Source organism: Klebsiella sp. JN_Kp126 (assembly GCF_033843325.1).
Lineage (GTDB): Bacteria > Pseudomonadota > Gammaproteobacteria > Enterobacterales > Enterobacteriaceae > Klebsiella > Klebsiella michiganensis.
In genome coordinates this window covers 66,028-82,729 of the sequence record NZ_JAWXQV010000051.1, presented here as the reverse complement: position 1 = coordinate 82,729, position 16,702 = coordinate 66,028, and the positions used below count along the sequence as shown (strand labels likewise).

34 protein-coding genes are annotated in these 16,702 nt (G+C 50.2%); 2 read left to right on the top strand and 32 right to left on the bottom strand.

What is annotated here, in order from left to right; all coding sequences use genetic code 11:
* The first annotated feature begins 117 nt into the window (after positions 1-117).
* Positions 118-531, top strand: a complete 414-nt coding sequence (mscL, locus tag SIK97_RS10250; protein WP_004106310.1) for a large-conductance mechanosensitive channel protein MscL — start codon at positions 118-120, stop codon at positions 529-531.
* Here mscL and SIK97_RS10245 read toward each other — a convergent pair.
* The 31 genes from SIK97_RS10245 to rpsJ form a co-directional block, all read right to left on the bottom strand.
* Positions 485-745, bottom strand: coding sequence for an alternative ribosome-rescue factor A (locus SIK97_RS10245; RefSeq protein WP_071846056.1), 261 nt, complete (start codon positions 743-745; stop codon positions 485-487). The two genes, mscL and SIK97_RS10245, sit on opposite strands and share 47 nt — an antisense overlap.
* Before the next feature lie 58 nt (positions 746-803).
* Positions 804-1,229, bottom strand: coding sequence for a Zn(2+)-responsive transcriptional regulator (gene zntR / locus SIK97_RS10240; RefSeq protein WP_014227035.1), 426 nt, complete (start codon positions 1,227-1,229; stop codon positions 804-806).
* A gap of 2 nt (positions 1,230-1,231) precedes the next feature.
* Positions 1,232-1,600, bottom strand: coding sequence for a DUF1992 domain-containing protein (locus tag SIK97_RS10235; protein ID WP_032751525.1), 369 nt, complete (start codon positions 1,598-1,600; stop codon positions 1,232-1,234).
* A gap of 107 nt (positions 1,601-1,707) precedes the next feature.
* Positions 1,708-2,094, bottom strand: a complete 387-nt coding sequence (gene rplQ / locus SIK97_RS10230) for a 50S ribosomal protein L17 (protein ID WP_001216372.1) — start codon at positions 2,092-2,094, stop codon at positions 1,708-1,710.
* A 40-nt stretch (positions 2,095-2,134) separates the two neighbouring features.
* Positions 2,135-3,124: a DNA-directed RNA polymerase subunit alpha gene (locus tag SIK97_RS10225; RefSeq protein ID WP_002919219.1), complete on the bottom strand. Its 990-nt coding sequence runs from the start codon at positions 3,122-3,124 to the stop codon at positions 2,135-2,137.
* Between the two features lie 25 nt (positions 3,125-3,149).
* Positions 3,150-3,770 (bottom strand): 30S ribosomal protein S4, encoded by a 621-nt coding sequence (rpsD, locus tag SIK97_RS10220; RefSeq protein ID WP_004125897.1) that lies wholly within the window; start codon positions 3,768-3,770, stop codon positions 3,150-3,152.
* A 33-nt stretch (positions 3,771-3,803) separates the two neighbouring features.
* Positions 3,804-4,193, bottom strand: a complete 390-nt coding sequence (gene rpsK / locus SIK97_RS10215; protein WP_004138423.1) for a 30S ribosomal protein S11 — start codon at positions 4,191-4,193, stop codon at positions 3,804-3,806.
* Between the two features lie 16 nt (positions 4,194-4,209).
* Entirely contained in the window at positions 4,210-4,566 is a 357-nt protein-coding gene (rpsM, locus tag SIK97_RS10210) for a 30S ribosomal protein S13 (RefSeq protein WP_004106333.1), read from the bottom strand.
* 146 nt (positions 4,567-4,712) lie between these two features.
* The gene (gene rpmJ / locus SIK97_RS10205) at positions 4,713-4,829 is read right to left on the bottom strand and encodes a 50S ribosomal protein L36 (RefSeq protein ID WP_000868187.1); all 117 of its coding nucleotides are present in this window, start codon (positions 4,827-4,829) and stop codon (positions 4,713-4,715) included.
* A 31-nt stretch (positions 4,830-4,860) separates the two neighbouring features.
* Complete coding sequence (gene secY / locus SIK97_RS10200; protein WP_004106334.1) at positions 4,861-6,192, bottom strand: preprotein translocase subunit SecY; 1,332 nt, start codon at positions 6,190-6,192, stop codon at positions 4,861-4,863.
* A gap of 7 nt (positions 6,193-6,199) precedes the next feature.
* A complete protein-coding gene (rplO, locus tag SIK97_RS10195; RefSeq protein WP_004106336.1) occupies positions 6,200-6,634 on the bottom strand; it encodes a 50S ribosomal protein L15 in 435 nt (144 codons plus the stop codon).
* Between the two features lie 3 nt (positions 6,635-6,637).
* Entirely contained in the window at positions 6,638-6,817 is a 180-nt protein-coding gene (gene rpmD / locus SIK97_RS10190; RefSeq protein ID WP_001140434.1) for a 50S ribosomal protein L30, read from the bottom strand.
* Positions 6,818-6,820: 3 nt separating this feature from the next.
* Complete coding sequence (rpsE, locus tag SIK97_RS10185) at positions 6,821-7,324, bottom strand: 30S ribosomal protein S5 (RefSeq protein WP_004106339.1); 504 nt, start codon at positions 7,322-7,324, stop codon at positions 6,821-6,823.
* A 14-nt stretch (positions 7,325-7,338) separates the two neighbouring features.
* The gene (rplR, locus tag SIK97_RS10180; protein ID WP_000358960.1) at positions 7,339-7,692 is read right to left on the bottom strand and encodes a 50S ribosomal protein L18; all 354 of its coding nucleotides are present in this window, start codon (positions 7,690-7,692) and stop codon (positions 7,339-7,341) included.
* A gap of 9 nt (positions 7,693-7,701) precedes the next feature.
* A complete protein-coding gene (gene rplF / locus SIK97_RS10175; RefSeq protein ID WP_025107523.1) occupies positions 7,702-8,235 on the bottom strand; it encodes a 50S ribosomal protein L6 in 534 nt (177 codons plus the stop codon).
* Between the two features lie 12 nt (positions 8,236-8,247).
* Positions 8,248-8,640: a 30S ribosomal protein S8 gene (rpsH, locus tag SIK97_RS10170; protein ID WP_004106343.1), complete on the bottom strand. Its 393-nt coding sequence runs from the start codon at positions 8,638-8,640 to the stop codon at positions 8,248-8,250.
* A 33-nt stretch (positions 8,641-8,673) separates the two neighbouring features.
* A complete protein-coding gene (gene rpsN / locus SIK97_RS10165; protein ID WP_002919667.1) occupies positions 8,674-8,979 on the bottom strand; it encodes a 30S ribosomal protein S14 in 306 nt (101 codons plus the stop codon).
* Positions 8,980-8,993: 14 nt separating this feature from the next.
* The gene (gene rplE / locus SIK97_RS10160; protein ID WP_001096202.1) at positions 8,994-9,533 is read right to left on the bottom strand and encodes a 50S ribosomal protein L5; all 540 of its coding nucleotides are present in this window, start codon (positions 9,531-9,533) and stop codon (positions 8,994-8,996) included.
* 14 nt (positions 9,534-9,547) lie between these two features.
* The gene (gene rplX, locus SIK97_RS10155; protein ID WP_004106345.1) at positions 9,548-9,862 is read right to left on the bottom strand and encodes a 50S ribosomal protein L24; all 315 of its coding nucleotides are present in this window, start codon (positions 9,860-9,862) and stop codon (positions 9,548-9,550) included.
* 10 nt (positions 9,863-9,872) lie between these two features.
* On the bottom strand, positions 9,873-10,244 hold the full coding sequence (rplN, locus tag SIK97_RS10150; RefSeq protein WP_000613954.1) for a 50S ribosomal protein L14: 372 nt from the start codon (positions 10,242-10,244) through the stop codon (positions 9,873-9,875).
* Between the two features lie 165 nt (positions 10,245-10,409).
* Positions 10,410-10,664, bottom strand: a complete 255-nt coding sequence (gene rpsQ, locus SIK97_RS10145) for a 30S ribosomal protein S17 (protein ID WP_004106347.1) — start codon at positions 10,662-10,664, stop codon at positions 10,410-10,412.
* The gene (gene rpmC / locus SIK97_RS10140) at positions 10,664-10,855 is read right to left on the bottom strand and encodes a 50S ribosomal protein L29 (protein ID WP_002919754.1); all 192 of its coding nucleotides are present in this window, start codon (positions 10,853-10,855) and stop codon (positions 10,664-10,666) included. Before rpmC ends, rpsQ begins: the two co-directional genes overlap by 1 nt.
* On the bottom strand, positions 10,855-11,265 hold the full coding sequence (gene rplP / locus SIK97_RS10135; protein WP_002919759.1) for a 50S ribosomal protein L16: 411 nt from the start codon (positions 11,263-11,265) through the stop codon (positions 10,855-10,857). Before rplP ends, rpmC begins: the two co-directional genes overlap by 1 nt.
* Positions 11,266-11,277: 12 nt before the next feature.
* Complete coding sequence (rpsC, locus tag SIK97_RS10130) at positions 11,278-11,976, bottom strand: 30S ribosomal protein S3 (protein ID WP_004106350.1); 699 nt, start codon at positions 11,974-11,976, stop codon at positions 11,278-11,280.
* A gap of 17 nt (positions 11,977-11,993) precedes the next feature.
* Positions 11,994-12,326: a 50S ribosomal protein L22 gene (gene rplV, locus SIK97_RS10125; RefSeq protein ID WP_002919773.1), complete on the bottom strand. Its 333-nt coding sequence runs from the start codon at positions 12,324-12,326 to the stop codon at positions 11,994-11,996.
* Positions 12,327-12,340: 14 nt separating this feature from the next.
* Positions 12,341-12,619 carry a 30S ribosomal protein S19 gene (gene rpsS / locus SIK97_RS10120; protein WP_001138115.1) on the bottom strand — a complete coding sequence of 93 codons (279 nt, stop codon included), beginning with the start codon at positions 12,617-12,619 and terminating at the stop codon, positions 12,341-12,343.
* Between the two features lie 16 nt (positions 12,620-12,635).
* A complete protein-coding gene (rplB, locus tag SIK97_RS10115) occupies positions 12,636-13,457 on the bottom strand; it encodes a 50S ribosomal protein L2 (protein ID WP_000301869.1) in 822 nt (273 codons plus the stop codon).
* Between the two features lie 17 nt (positions 13,458-13,474).
* A complete protein-coding gene (gene rplW, locus SIK97_RS10110) occupies positions 13,475-13,777 on the bottom strand; it encodes a 50S ribosomal protein L23 (RefSeq protein WP_000617546.1) in 303 nt (100 codons plus the stop codon).
* Entirely contained in the window at positions 13,774-14,379 is a 606-nt protein-coding gene (gene rplD, locus SIK97_RS10105) for a 50S ribosomal protein L4 (RefSeq protein ID WP_003031119.1), read from the bottom strand. The genes rplW and rplD overlap by 4 nt, the downstream gene beginning before the upstream one ends.
* A 10-nt stretch (positions 14,380-14,389) precedes the next feature.
* Positions 14,390-15,019: a 50S ribosomal protein L3 gene (gene rplC, locus SIK97_RS10100; RefSeq protein WP_004106354.1), complete on the bottom strand. Its 630-nt coding sequence runs from the start codon at positions 15,017-15,019 to the stop codon at positions 14,390-14,392.
* A gap of 32 nt (positions 15,020-15,051) precedes the next feature.
* The gene (rpsJ, locus tag SIK97_RS10095) at positions 15,052-15,363 is read right to left on the bottom strand and encodes a 30S ribosomal protein S10 (protein ID WP_001181005.1); all 312 of its coding nucleotides are present in this window, start codon (positions 15,361-15,363) and stop codon (positions 15,052-15,054) included.
* Between the two features lie 380 nt (positions 15,364-15,743).
* On the opposite strand from rpsJ, the gene SIK97_RS10090 reads away from it, so the two are divergent.
* Positions 15,744-16,217: a prepilin peptidase gene (locus SIK97_RS10090; RefSeq protein ID WP_014839668.1), complete on the top strand. Its 474-nt coding sequence runs from the start codon at positions 15,744-15,746 to the stop codon at positions 16,215-16,217.
* Here the strand turns inward: SIK97_RS10090 and bfr are convergent.
* Positions 16,201-16,677 (bottom strand): bacterioferritin, encoded by a 477-nt coding sequence (bfr, locus tag SIK97_RS10085; protein WP_004125910.1) that lies wholly within the window; start codon positions 16,675-16,677, stop codon positions 16,201-16,203. The genes SIK97_RS10090 and bfr overlap by 17 nt on opposite strands.
* Positions 16,678-16,702 lie beyond the last annotated feature (25 nt).

Below are 16,702 nucleotides of genomic sequence, written 5' to 3'. Positions count from 1 at the left end.
TTTCTTTTATCCCTTATATATCAAAGGATAATATTTTTCTGCAATTATTTCGTGGTAATGGAAAATAGTAATACATTTGTTAAACTTATCAGTGTCAGCTGGCTCAAGGAGAATAAAATGAGTTTTTTAAAAGAATTTCGCGAATTTGCGATGCGCGGGAATGTGGTTGATTTGGCAGTCGGTGTCATCATTGGTGCAGCATTTGGTAAAATCGTATCGTCGTTAGTTGCCGATATTATTATGCCGCCGCTAGGCTTACTCATTGGCGGAATCGACTTTAAACAGTTTGCCGTGACGCTACGGGATGCCCAGGGCGACATCCCGGCGGTCGTCATGCATTACGGCGTATTCATTCAGAACGTGTTCGATTTTATTATCGTGGCGTTTGCTATTTTTATGGCAATCAAACTGATGAATAAACTGAACAGGAAAAAGGAAGAGGCCCCGGCAGCACCACCGGCGCCAACCAAAGAAGAAGTCCTGCTTAGCGAAATTCGTGACCTGCTGAAAGAACAAAACAATCGTTCTTAAGAAGCCTTAAAAGCAGAAGACCAGTGGTAAAAAAGTCATTTACTTTCTTGCCACTGGCCTCCCGACCATTCTGTCCTGCATGTTTTTCTTTTCTTTGATAGCTGCCTTTCCCTTTCTTGTTCTTTTCAACTCGCTGCCTGAATAACGGGTCATGAAGTAGTGCCTCAAGGGCGTTATCTTTTATTTGCCCTTTAGTATGCTGATAGCGGCTCATAAGCTCTCCAGATATGTAAAAGAAATCGGCGTGAGTGTAGACGCGTCTGATGAAAAAATCAACGTGCTGGATTATGACTGCTGGCGCCCTGTTCCAGTGCTTCAAGAATTGAGCAATAGACGCTGCTGTGCGCTGTGCCGCAGCAAGCATCATTGAGGCGCTGCAAAGAACGACGCATGGCTTGTAACTCTTTAATCCGGGATTCCACTTCACTTAAACGAGCCTGCACAATGCCTTTAGATTCCTGACAGGTATGATGTTCCGGATCGATGCGGATCGAGAGAAGTTCGCGGATCGATTCCAGCGTAAAACCAAGCTGCCTGGCATAGCGAATAAAACGCAGCCTCTGTAGATCGTTATCCGAATAGAGACGAAATCCACCTTCAGTGCGCACGTTATGATCCATCATCTGCTGTTTTTCATAATAGCGGATGGTATCGGGAGTAACGTCAGCCAATTTAGCCAGTTCACCTATGCGGTACATGATTACTCCTCATTAATCTTTTGCAGCAACTTATCCGCGTAATCCCCACGCAGAAAGTCAGTGTTCAAGCCCGCCTGCCGCAGCTTTAACTCGAGCAGCGCCAGACGACGGCTCAGCTCAGCATAGCGGGGATCGCGCTCCTGAACGCCTTTAAGTAAGTCATTGAGCATCACGGCTTCTTTACGATGCTCAAGTTCGGGAGGTAAACAACCCGCATTCTTGAGTAATCGATAGCCTGCGCGTAGCTCAGGCGGCACATGCGAGTCATCGTCCAGAGTCAGTGGCTCCCCACTTCCCGGCAGGTTATCAAACTCACCTTTGTGCTGTGCATCAAGAATATGGCGTTCTGCCCACTGATCCAGTAACCACATCATAAGGCTCCGGGGATGAACAAAAATAATGCAGATATTGTAAACAAGCAGGAATAGGGAGGATATAAAAAAACCCGCCGGAGCGGGTTTTTTTACGTTACTACAGATTACTCTGCAGCAGCTTCTGCTTTCGATTCAGAGCGATCAACCAGCTCGATGTATGCCATCGGCGCGTTGTCGCCTGCACGGAAGCCACACTTCAGAATACGAGTGTAACCACCGGCGCGGCTCGCGAAACGCGGGCCCAGCTCGTTAAACAGTTTTGCCACGATCTCGTTATCACGAGTACGGGCGAATGCCAGACGACGATTAGCAACGCTATCAGTCTTGGCAAGAGTAATCAGCGGCTCAACTACGCGACGCAGTTCTTTCGCTTTCGGCAGGGTCGTCTTGATGATTTCATGACGAACCAGCGAACCAGCCATGTTACGGAACATAGCCTGGCGATGGCTGCTGTTGCGGTTCAGTTGACGACCACTCTTACGATGGCGCATGACCTTATCCTTCTCAGTAAAACCTTAACCTGTGATCCGGTTACTCGTCAGCAATGCTTGCCGGTGGCCAGTTTTCCAGGCGCATGCCCAGAGACAAACCACGTGAAGCCAGCACGTCTTTAATCTCAGTAAGAGATTTTTTACCCAGGTTCGGCGTTTTCAGCAACTCAACCTCGGTACGCTGTACCAGATCACCGATATAGTGGATAGCTTCTGCCTTAAGGCAGTTAGCAGAGCGGACAGTCAATTCGAGATCGTCAACAGGGCGCAGCAGGATCGGATCGAATTCTGGTTTCTCTTCTTTCACTTCCGGCTGACGTACATCACGTAAATCAACGAAAGCTTCCAGTTGTTCTGCCAGGATGGTTGCCGCACGACGAATCGCCTCTTCAGGATCGATTGTGCCGTTGGTTTCCATTTCGATGACCAGCTTGTCCAGGTCGGTACGCTGTTCTACACGCGCTGCTTCAACATTGTAGGCAATACGCTCTACAGGGCTGTAGCATGCGTCGACCAGCAGACGGCCGATTGGGCGCTCATCTTCTTCCGAATGAATTCGGGCAGAAGCCGGCACATAACCGCGACCGCGCTGAACTTTGATACGCATGCTAATAGCTGCGTTCTCATCGGTCAGGTGGCAGATCACATGTTGCGGCTTGACGATTTCGACATCACCGTCATGGGTAATGTCGGCTGCGGTCACAGGGCCAATGCCAGATTTGTTCAAAGTAAGGATAACTTCATCTTTACCCTGAACTCTCACCGCCAGCCCTTTCAGGTTGAGCAGGATTTCAAGGATATCTTCCTGAACGCCTTCTTTGGTGCTGTACTCATGAAGTACACCATCAATCTCAACCTCGGTCACCGCGCAACCCGGCATCGATGAGAGCAGAATACGGCGCAGTGCGTTACCAAGAGTATGGCCAAAGCCACGCTCTAAAGGTTCAAGGGTCACCTTGGCGTGCGTCGAACTCACTTGCTCGATATCGACCAGGCGCGGTTTTAGAAACTCTGTCACAGAACCCTGCATTGTGTCCTCTCTTTGGTACTAAGCTTTACTTGGAGTAAAGCTCGACGATCAGGTGTTCGTTAATGTCCGCAGACAGATCAGAACGTTCCGGCTGACGCTTGAACGTACCTTCCATCTTGCCAGCATCAACTTCCAGCCAGGTTGGCTTTTCACGCTGCTCAGCCAGCTCCAGAGCGGCTTTCACGCGAGATTGCTTTTTCGCTTTCTCACGAATGCTGACAACGTCATTCGCTTTAACCTGATAAGAAGCGATGTTAACAACACGACCGTTTACCATGATAGCTTTGTGGCTAACCAGCTGACGTGATTCAGCACGAGTCGCGCCGAAGCCCATACGGTATACAACGTTGTCCAGACGACCTTCCAGCAGAGTCAACAGGTTTTCACCGGTGTTGCCTTTCAGACGCGCTGCTTCTTTATAGTAGTTACGGAACTGACGCTCCAGCACACCGTACATACGGCGAACTTTTTGCTTTTCACGCAACTGCACACCATAGTCAGACAGACGCGGTTTACGCGCACCGTGCTGGCCAGGAGCTTGTTCAATTTTACACTTGGTATCGATCGCGCGAACGCCAGACTTAAGGAACAGGTCTGTGCCCTCACGACGGCTCAGCTTGAGCTTAGGACCCAAATATCTTGCCATTTTCTTTCTCCAACAATCCTAGAAACGAACGCGTTATACGCGACGTTTTTTCGGCGGACGACAACCGTTATGAGGGATCGGAGTCACATCAGTAATATTAGTGATGCGGAAACCAGCGGCGTTCAGTGCACGAATAGTAGATTCGCGACCTGGACCCGGACCTTTGACCATAACTTCCAGATTCTTGATGCCGTATTCTTTTACGGCTTCAGCGCAACGCTCTGCTGCAACCTGAGCTGCAAACGGAGTGGATTTGCGAGAACCACGGAAACCGGAACCACCGGCTGTTGCCCAACCCAGCGCGTTACCCTGACGATCGGTAATGGTAACGATGGTGTTGTTAAAAGAAGCATGGACATGAGCCACGCCATCAGAGACTTGTTTTCTTACACGCTTACGTGCACGAACTGGTGCCTTTGCCATTATTCAATCACCCCGACTATTTCTTGATCGGTTTACGCGGACCCTTACGGGTACGTGCGTTGGTCTTAGTACGCTGACCGCGAACCGGAAGACCACGACGATGGCGTAAACCACGATAGCAACCAAGGTCCATCAGACGCTTGATGCTCAGGGTGATTTCACGGCGCAGATCACCTTCAACGACAAATTTACCAACCGCTTCACGCAGGGATTCAATTTGTTCTTCAGACAGCTCACTGATCTTAACATTTTCAGCGATACCCGTGTCAGCACAGATGGCTTTAGAGCGGGTCTTGCCGATACCGAAAATAGCAGTTAATGCGATTACGGTATGTTTGTGATCAGGAATGTTAATGCCTGCTATACGGGCCACTATGCACTCCTACTATTTAATATGTACGCACCATGCTGAAAAGCCCGTTTTCAGGATACTCAAATGGAAACGTACAGACATACAAAAGATTGGCTGGCTAATCTAGCCAGCTCAACCCAACTTTGCAAGAAAAATATGCGAATAAATCAGCCTTGGCGCTGTTTATGCTTCGGCTCGGCACTGCAAATCACGCGGATGACGCCATCACGCTTAACGATTTTGCAGTTACGGCATAATTTCTTGACGGAAGCACGAACTTTCATTTTTACTCTCCGTAACTTCTCGAGCGACCTGTTAGCGGCCGTAGCCTTTCAGGTTCGCCTTCTTCAATGCAGACTCGTACTGACTCGACATCATCAGAGTTTGCACTTGAGCCATAAAGTCCATAATCACGACAACAACGATAAGCAGTGAGGTCCCACCAAAGTAGAACGGTACTTTCATTGCATCACGCATGAACTCCGGGATCAGGCAGATAAAAGTGATGTATAACGCACCGACCAAAGTCAGGCGAGTCATTACTTTATCGATATACTTCGCCGTTTGCTCTCCCGGACGAATTCCTGGTACAAATGCACCGGACTTCTTCAGGTTATCTGCTGTTTCACGCGGGTTGAAAACCAACGCCGTGTAGAAGAAACAGAAGAAGATGATTGCAGACGCATAGAGTAACACATAAAGCGGTTGCCCAGGCTGCAAATACAGCGAAATTGTTGTCAGCCAGTTCCAACCAGTACCGCCCCCGAACCATGATGTAATGGTAGCCGGGAACAGAATAATACTGGAAGCGAAGATTGCCGGGATAACCCCTGCCATATTCACTTTCAGCGGTAAATGTGTGCTCTGTGCAGCATAGACACGACGACCCTGTTGACGTTTAGCGTAGTTTACCACAATTCGGCGTTGACCACGCTCTACAAAGACAACAAAGAAGGTCACTGCAAATACTAATACTGCAACCAACAGCAACAGGAGGAAGTGCAGGTCGCCTTGACGCGCTTGCTCGATAGTATGGGCGATGGCCGGCGGGAGACCCGCAACGATACCGGCGAAGATAATGATTGAGATACCGTTTCCGATACCGCGCTCAGTAATCTGTTCGCCGAGCCACATCAGGAACATCGTTCCTGAGACCAGACTAACAACAGCGGTGAAATAGAATGCAAAGCCTGGATTAATCACCAGGCCCTGCATACCAGGCATATTCGGCAGACCGGTAGCAATACCGATCGACTGGAATATCGCCAGCACCAGAGTACCGTAGCGGGTGTACTGGCTGATCTTACGACGACCAGACTCCCCTTCTTTCTTCAGCTCCGCTAACGGCTGATAAACAACCGTCAGCAGCTGGACAATGATCGATGCCGAAATATACGGCATGATACCCAACGCAAAGATAGAAGCACGGCTGAGAGCACCACCAGAGAACATGTTGAACATTTCAATGATGGTGCCTCGCTGTTGCTCAAGCAGTTTGGCAAGTACAGCGGCATCAATACCAGGGATCGGAATAAAAGAGCCAATACGGAACACAATCAACGCACCGATTACAAACAACAGTCTGCGCTTCAGTTCGCCAATCCCACCTTTGGCACTTTGAAAATCTAATCCCGGTTGCTTAGCCATCTGCTACTTATTCCTCAATTTTACCGCCAGCAGCTTCGATAGCAGCACGAGCACCTTTAGTCACGCGCAGGCCACGAACAGTTACCGGACGAGATACTTCACCAGACAGGATCACTTTCGCGAATTCGATCTGGATACCGATAATGTTAGCCGCTTTCAGCGTGTTCAGGTCGATAACATCGCCTTCTACGTGAGCCAGATCAGACAGACGAACTTCTGCGGTGATCATCGCTTTACGAGAAGTGAAGCCGAATTTCGGCAGACGACGGTACAGAGGCATCTGACCACCTTCGAAACCGCGACGTACGCCACCACCAGAACGAGAGTTCTGACCTTTGTGACCACGACCACCGGTTTTACCGAGGCCAGAACCGATACCACGACCCAGGCGTTTACCCGCCTTTTTGGAGCCTTCGGCCGGAGACAGAGTATTTAAACGCATCTCTTACTCCTCAACTTTAACCATGAAGGAAACCGCGTTGACCATACCACGAACAGCAGGAGTATCCTCGCGCTCTACGGTGTGACCAATACGACGCAGACCCAGGCCAAGCAGCGTTGCCTTGTGTTTCGGCAGACGACCGATTGCACTGCGGGTTTGAGTAATTTTAATAGTCTTTGCCATGGTTTATTTCCCCAGAATTTCTTCAACGGATTTACCACGCTTGGCAGCGACCATTTCTGGAGAATTCATATTTTCCAGGCCATCAATAGTTGCACGAACCACGTTGATCGGGTTGGTGGAACCATATGCTTTGGCCAGAACGTTATGAACTCCAGCAACTTCCAGAACGGCGCGCATTGCACCACCGGCGATGATACCGGTACCTTCGGAAGCTGGCTGCATGAATACACGAGAACCCGTGTGAACACCTTTAACCGGGTGCTGCAGGGTGCCGTGGTTCAGCGCGACGTTAATCATATTGCGACGGGCTTTTTCCATCGCTTTCTGGATCGCTGCTGGAACTTCACGCGCTTTACCGTAACCAAAACCAACGCGACCGTTACCGTCACCAACTACAGTCAGAGCTGTGAAGGAGAAAATACGACCACCTTTAACGGTTTTAGATACGCGGTTAACCGCGATCAGCTTTTCCTGCAGTTCGCCAGCTTGTTTTTCGATGTGAGCCATCTTACACCTCTACCTTAGAACTGAAGGCCAGCTTCACGGGCAGCATCTGCCAGTGCCTGGACACGACCATGATATTGGAACCCGGAACGGTCAAAGGAAACATCTTTGATGCCTTTTTCCAGAGCGCGTTCAGCAACAGCTTTACCCACAGCTGCTGCCGCGTCTTTGTTACCGGTGTACTTCAGTTGTTCAGCGATAGCTTTTTCTACAGTAGAAGCAGCTACCAGAACTTCAGAACCGTTCGGTGCAATTACCTGTGCGTAAATATGACGCGGGGTACGATGTACCACCAGGCGAGTTGCACCCAGCTCCTGGAGCTTGCGGCGTGCGCGGGTCGCACGACGGATACGAGCAGATTTCTTATCCATAGTGTTACCTTACTTCTTCTTAGCCTCTTTGGTACGCACGACTTCGTCGGCGTAACGAACACCCTTGCCTTTATAAGGCTCAGGACGACGGTAGGCGCGCAGATCTGCTGCAACCTGGCCGATCACCTGCTTATCAGCGCCTTTCAGCACGATTTCAGTTTGAGTCGGACATTCTGCAGTGATACCGGCCGGCAGTTTATGCTCAACAGGATGAGAGAAACCTAAAGCCAGGTTTACTACATCCCCTTTGACCGCTGCACGATAGCCTACACCAACCAGCTGAAGCTTTTTAGTGAAGCCTTCGGTAACACCAACAACCATTGAGTTCAGCAGGGCACGCGCGGTACCAGCCTGAGCCCATCCATCCACGAAACCATCACGCGGACCGAAGGTCAGAGCATTTTCTGCATGTTTAACTTCAACAGCATTGTTGAGGGTACGAGTCAGCTCGCCGTTTTTACCTTTGATCGTAATAACCTGACCGTTGATTTTTACATCAACGCCGGCAGGAACAACGACCGGTGCTTTAGCAACACGAGACATTTTTTCCTCCGATTAGGCTACGTAGCAGATAATTTCGCCACCAAGACCAGCCTGGCGCGCTGCACGATCGGTCATAACACCTTTAGAGGTAGAAATAACCGCGATACCCAGACCCGCCATAACTTTCGGCAGCTCATCTTTACGTTTGTAGATGCGCAGACCTGGGCGGCTGACACGCTGAATGCTTTCTACAACAGCTTTACCCTGGAAATACTTAAGAGTCAGTTCCAGTTCCGGCTTGATGTCGCCTTCAACTTTAAAATCTTCAATAAAGCCTTCTTCCTTCAGCACGTTGGCAATTGCCACTTTCAGCTTGGAGGAAGGCATGGTGACCGCAGCTTTATTCGCGGCCTGACCGTTACGGATACGGGTCAGCATATCCGCGATCGGATCTTGCATGCTCATCTGTCTTTACTCCCGTGATTCAATTGGTGACAATTACCAGCTAGCCTTTTTCAGACCCGGGATTTCACCGCGCATTGCGGCTTCACGGACCTTGATACGGCTCAACCCGAACTTCCGCAGGAAACCATGCGGACGACCTGTTTGACGGCAGCGATTACGCTGACGAGACGGGCTGGAATCACGCGGCAGAGTCTGCAGCTTGAGAACAGCATTCCAACGATCTTCGTCGGTTGCGTTCACATCAGAGATGATAGCTTTCAGTTCAGCGCGTTTAGCGAAGAATTTATCAGCTAAAGCCACGCGCTTTACTTCGCGTGCTTTCATTGATTGCTTAGCCATTAAGTAACCCTACCTTACTTGCGGAACGGGAAGTCAAAGGCAGCCAGCAGAGCGCGGCCTTCTTCATCAGATTTCGCAGTAGTGGTAATGGTAATATCCAAACCACGAACGCGGTCGACTTTATCGTAGTCGATTTCTGGGAAGATGATCTGCTCACGGACACCCATGCTGTAGTTGCCACGACCGTCGAAAGACTTAGCGGACAAGCCACGGAAGTCACGGATACGCGGTACAGCAATAGTGATCAGGCGCTCAAAGAACTCCCACATGCGTTCGCCACGCAGAGTTACTTTACAGCCGATCGGATAGCCCTGACGGATTTTGAAGCCTGCAACTGATTTGCGTGCTTTGGTGATCAGCGGTTTTTGACCGGAGATTGCTGTCAGATCGGCTGCTGCGTTATCCAGCAGTTTCTTGTCAGCGATCGCTTCACCAACACCCATGTTCAGGGTGATCTTCTCGACCCGAGGGACTTGCATGACAGAATTGTAGTTAAACTCAGTCATGAGTTTTTTAACTACTTCGTCTTTGTAGTAATCATGCAGTTTCGCCATCGTACTACTCCAAATTACTTGATAGTTTCGCTGTTAGATTTGAAGAAACGGACTTTTTTGCCGTCTTCGAATCTAAAGCCTACACGGTCAGCCTTGCCGGTTGCCGCATTGAAGATTGCAACGTTAGAAACCTGAATAGCAGCTTCTTTTTCAACGATGCCGCCTGGTTGGTTCAGAGCCGGAACCGGCTTCTGGTGTTTCTTAACCAGGTTGATACCTTCAACAATGAGCTTGCCGGAAGACAAGACATTCTTAACTTTACCGCGTTTACCTTTATCTTTACCGGTTAACACGATAACTTCGTCATCACGACGGATTTTCGCTGCCATGATTCGCTCCTTAGAGTACTTCTGGGGCCAGAGAGATAATTTTCATGAACTTCTCGTTACGAAGTTCACGAGTTACCGGCCCAAAAATACGCGTACCGATGGGCTGCTCGCTGTTATTGTTTAAAATAACGCATGCATTACCATCGAAGCGAATGACAGAACCGTCCGGGCGACGAACACCCTTCTTGGTGCGCACCACTACCGCCTTCAGCACATCACCTTTTTTGACCTTACCACGCGGAATTGCTTCTTTGATGGTGATCTTGATGATGTCGCCTACGCCTGCGTAGCGACGGTGCGAGCCACCCAGAACCTTGATACACATTACGCGACGTGCACCGGAGTTGTCGGCGACGTTCAGCATAGTCTGTTCTTGGATCATTTTAGTGCTCCGCTAATGTCAACTACTACTGAGACCCAAAAATAGGGTCGTTAAAAAAGCCCCATATCGAGGGCGCGGCATTATAACACCGCAAATCAGATATGGGTAGAAAAAATAAACGGCTCATCGCTGAGCCGTTTATCCGTATCGAGAATGCGTACTCTATTACAGAACCGCTTTCTCTACAACGCGAACCAGCGTCCAGGACTTAGTCTTGGACAGCGGACGGCATTCGCGGATTTCAACCACGTCGCCGATACCGCATTCGTTGTTCTCGTCATGTACGTGCAGTTTGGTCGTACGCTTGATGAATTTGCCGTATACCGGGTGTTTCACCATACGTTCGATAGCAACAACAATGGATTTCTCCATTTTGTCGCTAACCACGCGACCTTGCAGAGTACGGATTTTATCGGTCATTACGCACCCGCCTTCTGAGTCAGTAAAGTCTTAACGCGTGCAACATCACGACGCACTTGCTTCAGCAGATGAGTCTGTTGCAGCTGGCCACTTGCAGCCTGCATACGCAGGTTGAACTGCTCACGCAGCAGGTTCAGCAGCTCAGCGTTCAGCTCTTCAACGCTTTTTTCACGCAGCTCTTTTGCTTTCATTACATCACCGTCTTAGTTACAAAGGTGGTTTTGATCGGCAGTTTCGCTGCTGCCAGGCCGAATGCTTCACGGGCCAGCTCTTCCGGTACGCCGTCCATTTCATAAAGGACTTTACCCGGCTGAATCAAGGCAACCCAGTACTCCACGTTACCTTTACCTTTACCCATACGAACTTCCAGCGGCTTCTCGGTGATCGGTTTGTCCGGGAATACACGGATCCAGATCTTACCTTGACGCTTAACTGCACGGGTCATAGCACGACGTGCTGCTTCGATCTGACGTGCAGTCAGACGACCACGGCCAACAGCTTTCAGACCGAAAGTGCCGAAGCTAACATCCGTACCCTGCGCCAGACCACGGTTGCGGCCTTTGTGCACTTTACGGAATTTTGTACGCTTTGGTTGTAACATCAGCGACGCTCCTTATTTACGGCCTTTACGCTGCTGCTTTTTAGGTTGAGCAGCCGGTTCCGGTTGTTCAACAGCAGCCATACCACCCAGGATCTCACCTTTGAAGATCCATACCTTAACGCCGATTACACCGTAAGTGGTGTGCGCTTCAGAGGTGTTGTAGTCGATGTCAGCACGCAGAGTGTGCAGCGGTACGCGACCTTCACGGTACCATTCGGTACGTGCGATTTCCGCGCCGCCCAGACGGCCGCTAACTTCAACTTTGATACCTTTAGCGCCCAGACGCATTGCGTTCTGTACAGCACGCTTCATAGCACGACGGAACATAACGCGACGTTCCAGCTGAGAAGTGATGCTGTCAGCAACCAATTTAGCGTCCAGTTCAGGCTTACGAACTTCGGCAATATTGATCTGTGCAGGCACGCCAGCGAGATCCGCGACGACCTTGCGCAGTTTTTCTACGTCTTCGCCTTTCTTACCGATAACGATACCCGGGCGAGCAGTGTGAATGGTCACACGGATGCTTTTAGCCGGACGCTCGATAACGATGCGAGATACAGACGCTTTCGCCAGTTCCTTAGTCAGGTACTGACGTACTTTAAAATCGCTGTCCAGGTTGTCAGCGAATTCTTTGGTGTTCGCAAACCAGGTTGAGTTCCATGGTTTTACAATACCCAGGCGAATACCATTAGGATGTACTTTCTGACCCATTGCTAGTCTCCAGAGTCTCAGCGATCGGACACAACCACAGTAATGTGGCTGGTGCGCTTCAGGATGCGATCTGCACGACCTTTAGCACGCGGCATAATGCGCTTCATGCTCGGGCCTTCGTCTACGAAAATTTTCGCAACTTTCAGATCATCAATGTCAGCGCCATCGTTGTGTTCAGCGTTAGCAATGGCAGATTCCAGTACCTTCTTGACCAGTACAGCAGCTTTCTTATTGGTGTAGGTCAGAATATCCAGGGCCTGCGACACTTTCTTACCGCGAATCAGGTCAGCAACAAGGCGAACCTTCTGAGCAGAAGAACGAGCATGGCGATGTTGAGCTAAAGTTTCCATCTCTTCCTCCTACCTTATTTCTTCTTCGCTTTTTTATCAGCAGCGTGGCCGCGATAAGTACGAGTCGGTGCGAATTCACCCAGTTTGTGACCAACCATTTCGTCGGAAACAAAAACTGGAACGTGCTGACGACCATTATGGACAGCGATGGTCAAACCGATCATGTTAGGAAAGATCGTTGAACGACGGGACCAAGTGCGCAGGGGCTTCTTGTCTCCGCTTTCCACCGCTTTCTCTACCTTCTTCAGCAAGTGCAGGTCAATAAAAGGACCTTTCTTGAGAGAACGTGGCATGGCTTATCCTCTAAAATTATTTGCTACGGCGACGTACGATGAATTTATCAGTACGCTTGTTGCTGCGGGTCTTCTTACCTTTGGTCTGAACGCCCCACGGAGTTACCGGGTGCTTACCAAAGTTACGACCTTCACCACCACCATGTGGGTGGTCGACTGGGTTCATCGCAGTACCGCGAACGGTAGGACGAACACCACGCCAGCGTGCAGCACCTGCTTTACCCAGAACGCGCAGCATATGCTCAGCATTGCCAACTTCGCCCAGAGTAGCGCGGCAGTCTGCTTCGACTTTACGCATTTCACCAGAACGCAGACGCAGGGTGACATAAGCACCATCGCGAGCAACGATCTGAACGTAAGTACCAGCGGAACGAGCCAGCTGACCGCCTTTACCTGGTTTCATTTCTACGTTATGAACGGTAGAACCAACCGGGATATTGCGCATCGGCAGGGTGTTGCCTGCTTTGATTGCAGCATCAACGCCAGATTGAATCTGGTCGCCAGCTTTCAGGCCTTTAGGGGCCAGAATGTAACGGCGCTCACCGTCTTTGTACAGAACCAGCGCGATGTTCGCGGAGCGGTTCGGATCGTACTCAAGACGTTCAACAACTGCCGGGATACCATCTTTGTTGCGTTTGAAGTCAACAATACGGTAGGCCTGTTTGTGACCACCACCGATATGACGGGTGGTGATACGGCCATTGTTGTTACGACCACCGGATTTGCTGTTTTTTTCAACCAGCGGAGCAAAAGGTTTGCCCTTGTGCAGCTCTGGGTTGACCACTTTAACAACGTGGCGACGACCCGGAGATGTCGGTTTACATTTAACAACTGCCATTGTATTACTCCTCCGACTTACTCAGCGCCGCCGACGAAGTCCAGATTCTGGCCTTCCTTCAGGGTGACGTAAGCTTTTTTCCAGTCGCTACGACGACCGATACGCTGTCCGTGACGTTTAACTTTCCCTTTAACAACCAGGGTGTTAACGACTTCGACTTCGACTTCAAACAGTTTCTGCACAGCAGCTTTGATCTCTGCTTTGGTCGCGTCTTTAGCAACTTTGAGAACGATGGTGTTAGTTTTTTCCATCGCAGTAGACGCTTTTTCAGAAACGTGCGGTGCGCGCAGCACCTTCAGCAGACGTTCTTCACGAATCATGCCAGCATCTCCTCAACTTGCTTAACAGCATCAGCAGTCATTACGACTTTGTCGAAGGCGATCAGGCTAACCGGGTCGATACCAGTTGCATCACGTACGTCAACCTTGTGCAGGTTGCGCGCAGCAAGGAACAGGTTCTCGTCCAGCTCACCGGTGATGATCAGCACATCTTCCAGAGCCATGTCTTTCAGTTTCTGTGCCAGCAGCTTAGTTTTAGGCGCTTCTACAGAGAAAGATTCGACAACGATCAGACGATCCTGACGTACCAGTTCGGACAGAATGCTTTTCAGCGCGCCGCGGTACATCTTTTTGTTAACTTTTTGACTGTGGTCCTGTGGACGCGCAGCGAAGGTCACGCCACCTGAACGCCAGATCGGGCTCTTGATAGAACCTGAACGCGCACGGCCGGTACCTTTCTGGCGCCACGGCTTTTTGCCTGAACCAGTTACTTCAGCACGAGTCTTCTGAGCACGAGTACCCTGACGAGCACCAGCTGCATAAGCAACTACAACCTGGTGAACCAGCGCTTCGTTGAAATCACGACCGAAGGTAGTTTCGGAAACAGTCAGCGCGCTCTGCGCGTCTTTCAATACTAATTCCATTGCTATCCCCTTACGCCTTCACAGCTGGTTTAACGATCAGGTCGCTACCGGTTGCACCCGGGACCGCGCCTTTAACCAGCAGCAGGTTGCGCTCAGCGTCAACACGTACTACGTCCAGGCTCTGAACGGTGACACGTTCGTTACCCAGCTGACCTGCCATTTTCTTGCCTTTGAACACTTTGCCCGGAGTCTGGTTCTGACCGATAGAACCCGGAACGCGGTGAGACAAGGAGTTACCGTGAGTAGCGTCCTGGGTACGGAAGTTCCAGCGCTTAACGGTACCAGCAAAACCTTTACCTTTAGAGGTACCGGTTACGTCAACTTTTTTAACGTCAGCAAACAGCTCAACGCTAATGTCCTGACCTACGGTGAACTCTTCGCCGTCAGCCAGACGGAATTCCCACAGACCACGGCCAGCTTCTACGCCAGCTTTAGCGAAGTGACCCGCTTCCGGTTTGGTTACACGGTTAGCTTTTTTAGCACCAGTGGTCACCTGAACGGCACGGTAGCCATCGTTAGCCAGATCTTTAACCTGAGTAACGCGGTTTGCTTCAACTTCGATTACGGTTACTGGGATAGATACGCCATCTTCAGTGAAGATGCGGGTCATGCCCACTTTTTTACCGACTAAACCAATCATTGTTTCAACCTCTCAATCGCTCGATGACCTGATTAACCCAGGCTGATCTGCACGTCTACACCGGCAGCCAGATCCAGACGCATCAGAGCATCAACGGTTTTTTCAGTTGGCTCAACGATGTCAACCAGACGCTTATGAGTGCGGATTTCGTACTGATCGCGCGCGTCTTTGTTAACGTGCGGAGAGATCAGAACGGTAAAGCGCTCTTTGCGGGTCGGCAGCGGGATCGGACCACGGACTTGCGCACCAGTGCGCTTAGCAGTCTCGACGATTTCCGCGGTTGATTGATCGATCAGACGATGATCAAACGCTTTAAGACGGATACGGATTCTTTGGTTCTGCATGAGACCAGAGCTCCAATTATTTTATAGACGAAATGGTTACTCCTCATACCCATTACGATTGATGGGAGAGTGTAACCGTTCTTACATAGTTCCCCAATTGGGAACATTGTTTGGTAGCGTGTTGCTGCTACCAGGGTTCATATCGAACCGGCCGTCAACTTTGACAGGCCCGCGCATTATACGCAAATTCAGCGACAACGCAAGGGCTGCGTACAAAATCATCACTTGTTTCTGCGAGCTCACTTCCAGGCCCCTGGCAATGCCATGAAAGGCCGGCAAATACTCTGGAGCGTGACATCCATTCCTGTTTATTAGCTTTTGCCAGAGGCTCGGCTCCTGCATCACACTCGGTACCCAGGGCCACCACATGGAAACCATCGATGATAGCGACTTTGGCATTCTTTATTATTTATGGCGGGTTATTACTCACGCTTTGTTGGCACGATCTGCGCTATGGCTTGCTACCCGATAAATTTACCTGCCCTCTGCTGTGGGGCGGGTTGCTTTATTATCTGTGTATGTCACCAGCCAATCTGCAGCATGCCGTCTGGGGAGCGATAGCAGGCTATCTGGCCTTTGCGTTGATCTATTGGCTCTACAGGGGAATACGCGGGCGTGAAGGCATCGGCTACGGCGATGTCAAATTTCTCGCCGCACTAGGGGCATGGCAGGGATGGAGAGTTTTACCGCAGCTCGTTCTTATAGCAACGATTCTCGCCTGCGCTGCCGTAACGGTTCTGATGCTGTGCGGCAAACATAGGCAGGCATTACGCAACCCGCTGCCTTTCGGCCCTTTCCTGGCCACAGCGGGTTTGCTATGTGGTTGGCAGACGTTTTTTAGTCAGCCACTTTAATCTGCGACTGAAGATAATTCTGCAGACCAATTTTACCTATCAAATCCAGCTCGGTTTCCAGCCAGTCGATATGGCCTTCTTCATCGGCGAGGATGGTGATTAACATATCACGGCTGACGTAGTCGTGGACGCTGTCAGCATAGGCGATGGCTTCTCGTAGATCCTTCGCCCCTTCCAGTTCCAGCCTCAGGTCGGATTGCAGCATCTCCTCGACGTCCTCTCCGATGCGGAGTTTGCCGAGATCCTGCAGGTTCGGGATCCCTTCGAGAAATAAAATGCGCTCGATATATTTATCGGCATGCTTCATTTCATCGATAGATTCGTGGTACTCGACATCATTGAGGCGCATCAGGCCCCAGTTTTTGAACATTCTCGCATGGAGAAAGTATTGATTAATTGCGACTAGCTCATTTCCCAATAATTTATTGAGATAACTTATGATTTTGACATCACCTTTCATTATATAGTCCCTCCGCTTCCACTTA

Excerpts from the sequence above, each read along its gene's own strand:
- mscL (WP_004106310.1), top strand. The coding sequence starts at position 118 with ATGAGTTTTTTAAAAGAATTTCGCGAATTTGCGATGCGCGGGAATGTG.
- SIK97_RS10245 (WP_071846056.1), bottom strand. The coding sequence starts at position 745 with ATGAGCCGCTATCAGCATACTAAAGGGCAAATAAAAGATAACGCCCTT.
- zntR (WP_014227035.1), bottom strand. The coding sequence starts at position 1,229 with ATGTACCGCATAGGTGAACTGGCTAAATTGGCTGACGTTACTCCCGAT.
- SIK97_RS10235 (WP_032751525.1), bottom strand. The coding sequence starts at position 1,600 with ATGTGGTTACTGGATCAGTGGGCAGAACGCCATATTCTTGATGCACAG.
- rplQ (WP_001216372.1), bottom strand. The coding sequence starts at position 2,094 with ATGCGCCATCGTAAGAGTGGTCGTCAACTGAACCGCAACAGCAGCCAT.
- SIK97_RS10225 (WP_002919219.1), bottom strand. The coding sequence starts at position 3,124 with ATGCAGGGTTCTGTGACAGAGTTTCTAAAACCGCGCCTGGTCGATATC.
- rpsD (WP_004125897.1), bottom strand. The coding sequence starts at position 3,770 with ATGGCAAGATATTTGGGTCCTAAGCTCAAGCTGAGCCGTCGTGAGGGC.
- rpsK (WP_004138423.1), bottom strand. The coding sequence starts at position 4,193 with ATGGCAAAGGCACCAGTTCGTGCACGTAAGCGTGTAAGAAAACAAGTC.
- rpmJ (WP_000868187.1), bottom strand. The coding sequence starts at position 4,829 with ATGAAAGTTCGTGCTTCCGTCAAGAAATTATGCCGTAACTGCAAAATC.
- secY (WP_004106334.1), bottom strand. The coding sequence starts at position 6,192 with ATGGCTAAGCAACCGGGATTAGATTTTCAAAGTGCCAAAGGTGGGATT.
- rplO (WP_004106336.1), bottom strand. The coding sequence starts at position 6,634 with ATGCGTTTAAATACTCTGTCTCCGGCCGAAGGCTCCAAAAAGGCGGGT.
- rpmD (WP_001140434.1), bottom strand. The coding sequence starts at position 6,817 with ATGGCAAAGACTATTAAAATTACTCAAACCCGCAGTGCAATCGGTCGT.
- rpsE (WP_004106339.1), bottom strand. The coding sequence starts at position 7,324 with ATGGCTCACATCGAAAAACAAGCTGGCGAACTGCAGGAAAAGCTGATC.
- rplR (WP_000358960.1), bottom strand. The coding sequence starts at position 7,692 with ATGGATAAGAAATCTGCTCGTATCCGTCGTGCGACCCGCGCACGCCGC.
- rplF (WP_025107523.1), bottom strand. The coding sequence starts at position 8,235 with ATGTCTCGTGTTGCTAAAGCACCGGTCGTTGTTCCTGCCGGCGTTGAT.
- rpsH (WP_004106343.1), bottom strand. The coding sequence starts at position 8,640 with ATGAGCATGCAAGATCCGATCGCGGATATGCTGACCCGTATCCGTAAC.
- rpsN (WP_002919667.1), bottom strand. The coding sequence starts at position 8,979 with ATGGCTAAGCAATCAATGAAAGCACGCGAAGTAAAGCGCGTGGCTTTA.
- rplE (WP_001096202.1), bottom strand. The coding sequence starts at position 9,533 with ATGGCGAAACTGCATGATTACTACAAAGACGAAGTAGTTAAAAAACTC.
- rplX (WP_004106345.1), bottom strand. The coding sequence starts at position 9,862 with ATGGCAGCGAAAATCCGTCGTGATGACGAAGTTATCGTGTTAACCGGT.
- rplN (WP_000613954.1), bottom strand. The coding sequence starts at position 10,244 with ATGATCCAAGAACAGACTATGCTGAACGTCGCCGACAACTCCGGTGCA.
- rpsQ (WP_004106347.1), bottom strand. The coding sequence starts at position 10,664 with ATGACCGATAAAATCCGTACTCTGCAAGGTCGCGTGGTTAGCGACAAA.
- rpmC (WP_002919754.1), bottom strand. The coding sequence starts at position 10,855 with ATGAAAGCAAAAGAGCTGCGTGAAAAAAGCGTTGAAGAGCTGAACGCT.
- rplP (WP_002919759.1), bottom strand. The coding sequence starts at position 11,265 with ATGTTACAACCAAAGCGTACAAAATTCCGTAAAGTGCACAAAGGCCGC.
- rpsC (WP_004106350.1), bottom strand. The coding sequence starts at position 11,976 with ATGGGTCAGAAAGTACATCCTAATGGTATTCGCCTGGGTATTGTAAAA.
- rplV (WP_002919773.1), bottom strand. The coding sequence starts at position 12,326 with ATGGAAACTTTAGCTCAACATCGCCATGCTCGTTCTTCTGCTCAGAAG.
- rpsS (WP_001138115.1), bottom strand. The coding sequence starts at position 12,619 with ATGCCACGTTCTCTCAAGAAAGGTCCTTTTATTGACCTGCACTTGCTG.
- rplB (WP_000301869.1), bottom strand. The coding sequence starts at position 13,457 with ATGGCAGTTGTTAAATGTAAACCGACATCTCCGGGTCGTCGCCACGTT.
- rplW (WP_000617546.1), bottom strand. The coding sequence starts at position 13,777 with ATGATTCGTGAAGAACGTCTGCTGAAGGTGCTGCGCGCACCGCACGTT.
- rplD (WP_003031119.1), bottom strand. The coding sequence starts at position 14,379 with ATGGAATTAGTATTGAAAGACGCGCAGAGCGCGCTGACTGTTTCCGAA.
- rplC (WP_004106354.1), bottom strand. The coding sequence starts at position 15,019 with ATGATTGGTTTAGTCGGTAAAAAAGTGGGCATGACCCGCATCTTCACT.
- rpsJ (WP_001181005.1), bottom strand. The coding sequence starts at position 15,363 with ATGCAGAACCAAAGAATCCGTATCCGTCTTAAAGCGTTTGATCATCGT.
- SIK97_RS10090 (WP_014839668.1), top strand. The coding sequence starts at position 15,744 with ATGATAGCGACTTTGGCATTCTTTATTATTTATGGCGGGTTATTACTC.
- bfr (WP_004125910.1), bottom strand. The coding sequence starts at position 16,677 with ATGAAAGGTGATGTCAAAATCATAAGTTATCTCAATAAATTATTGGGA.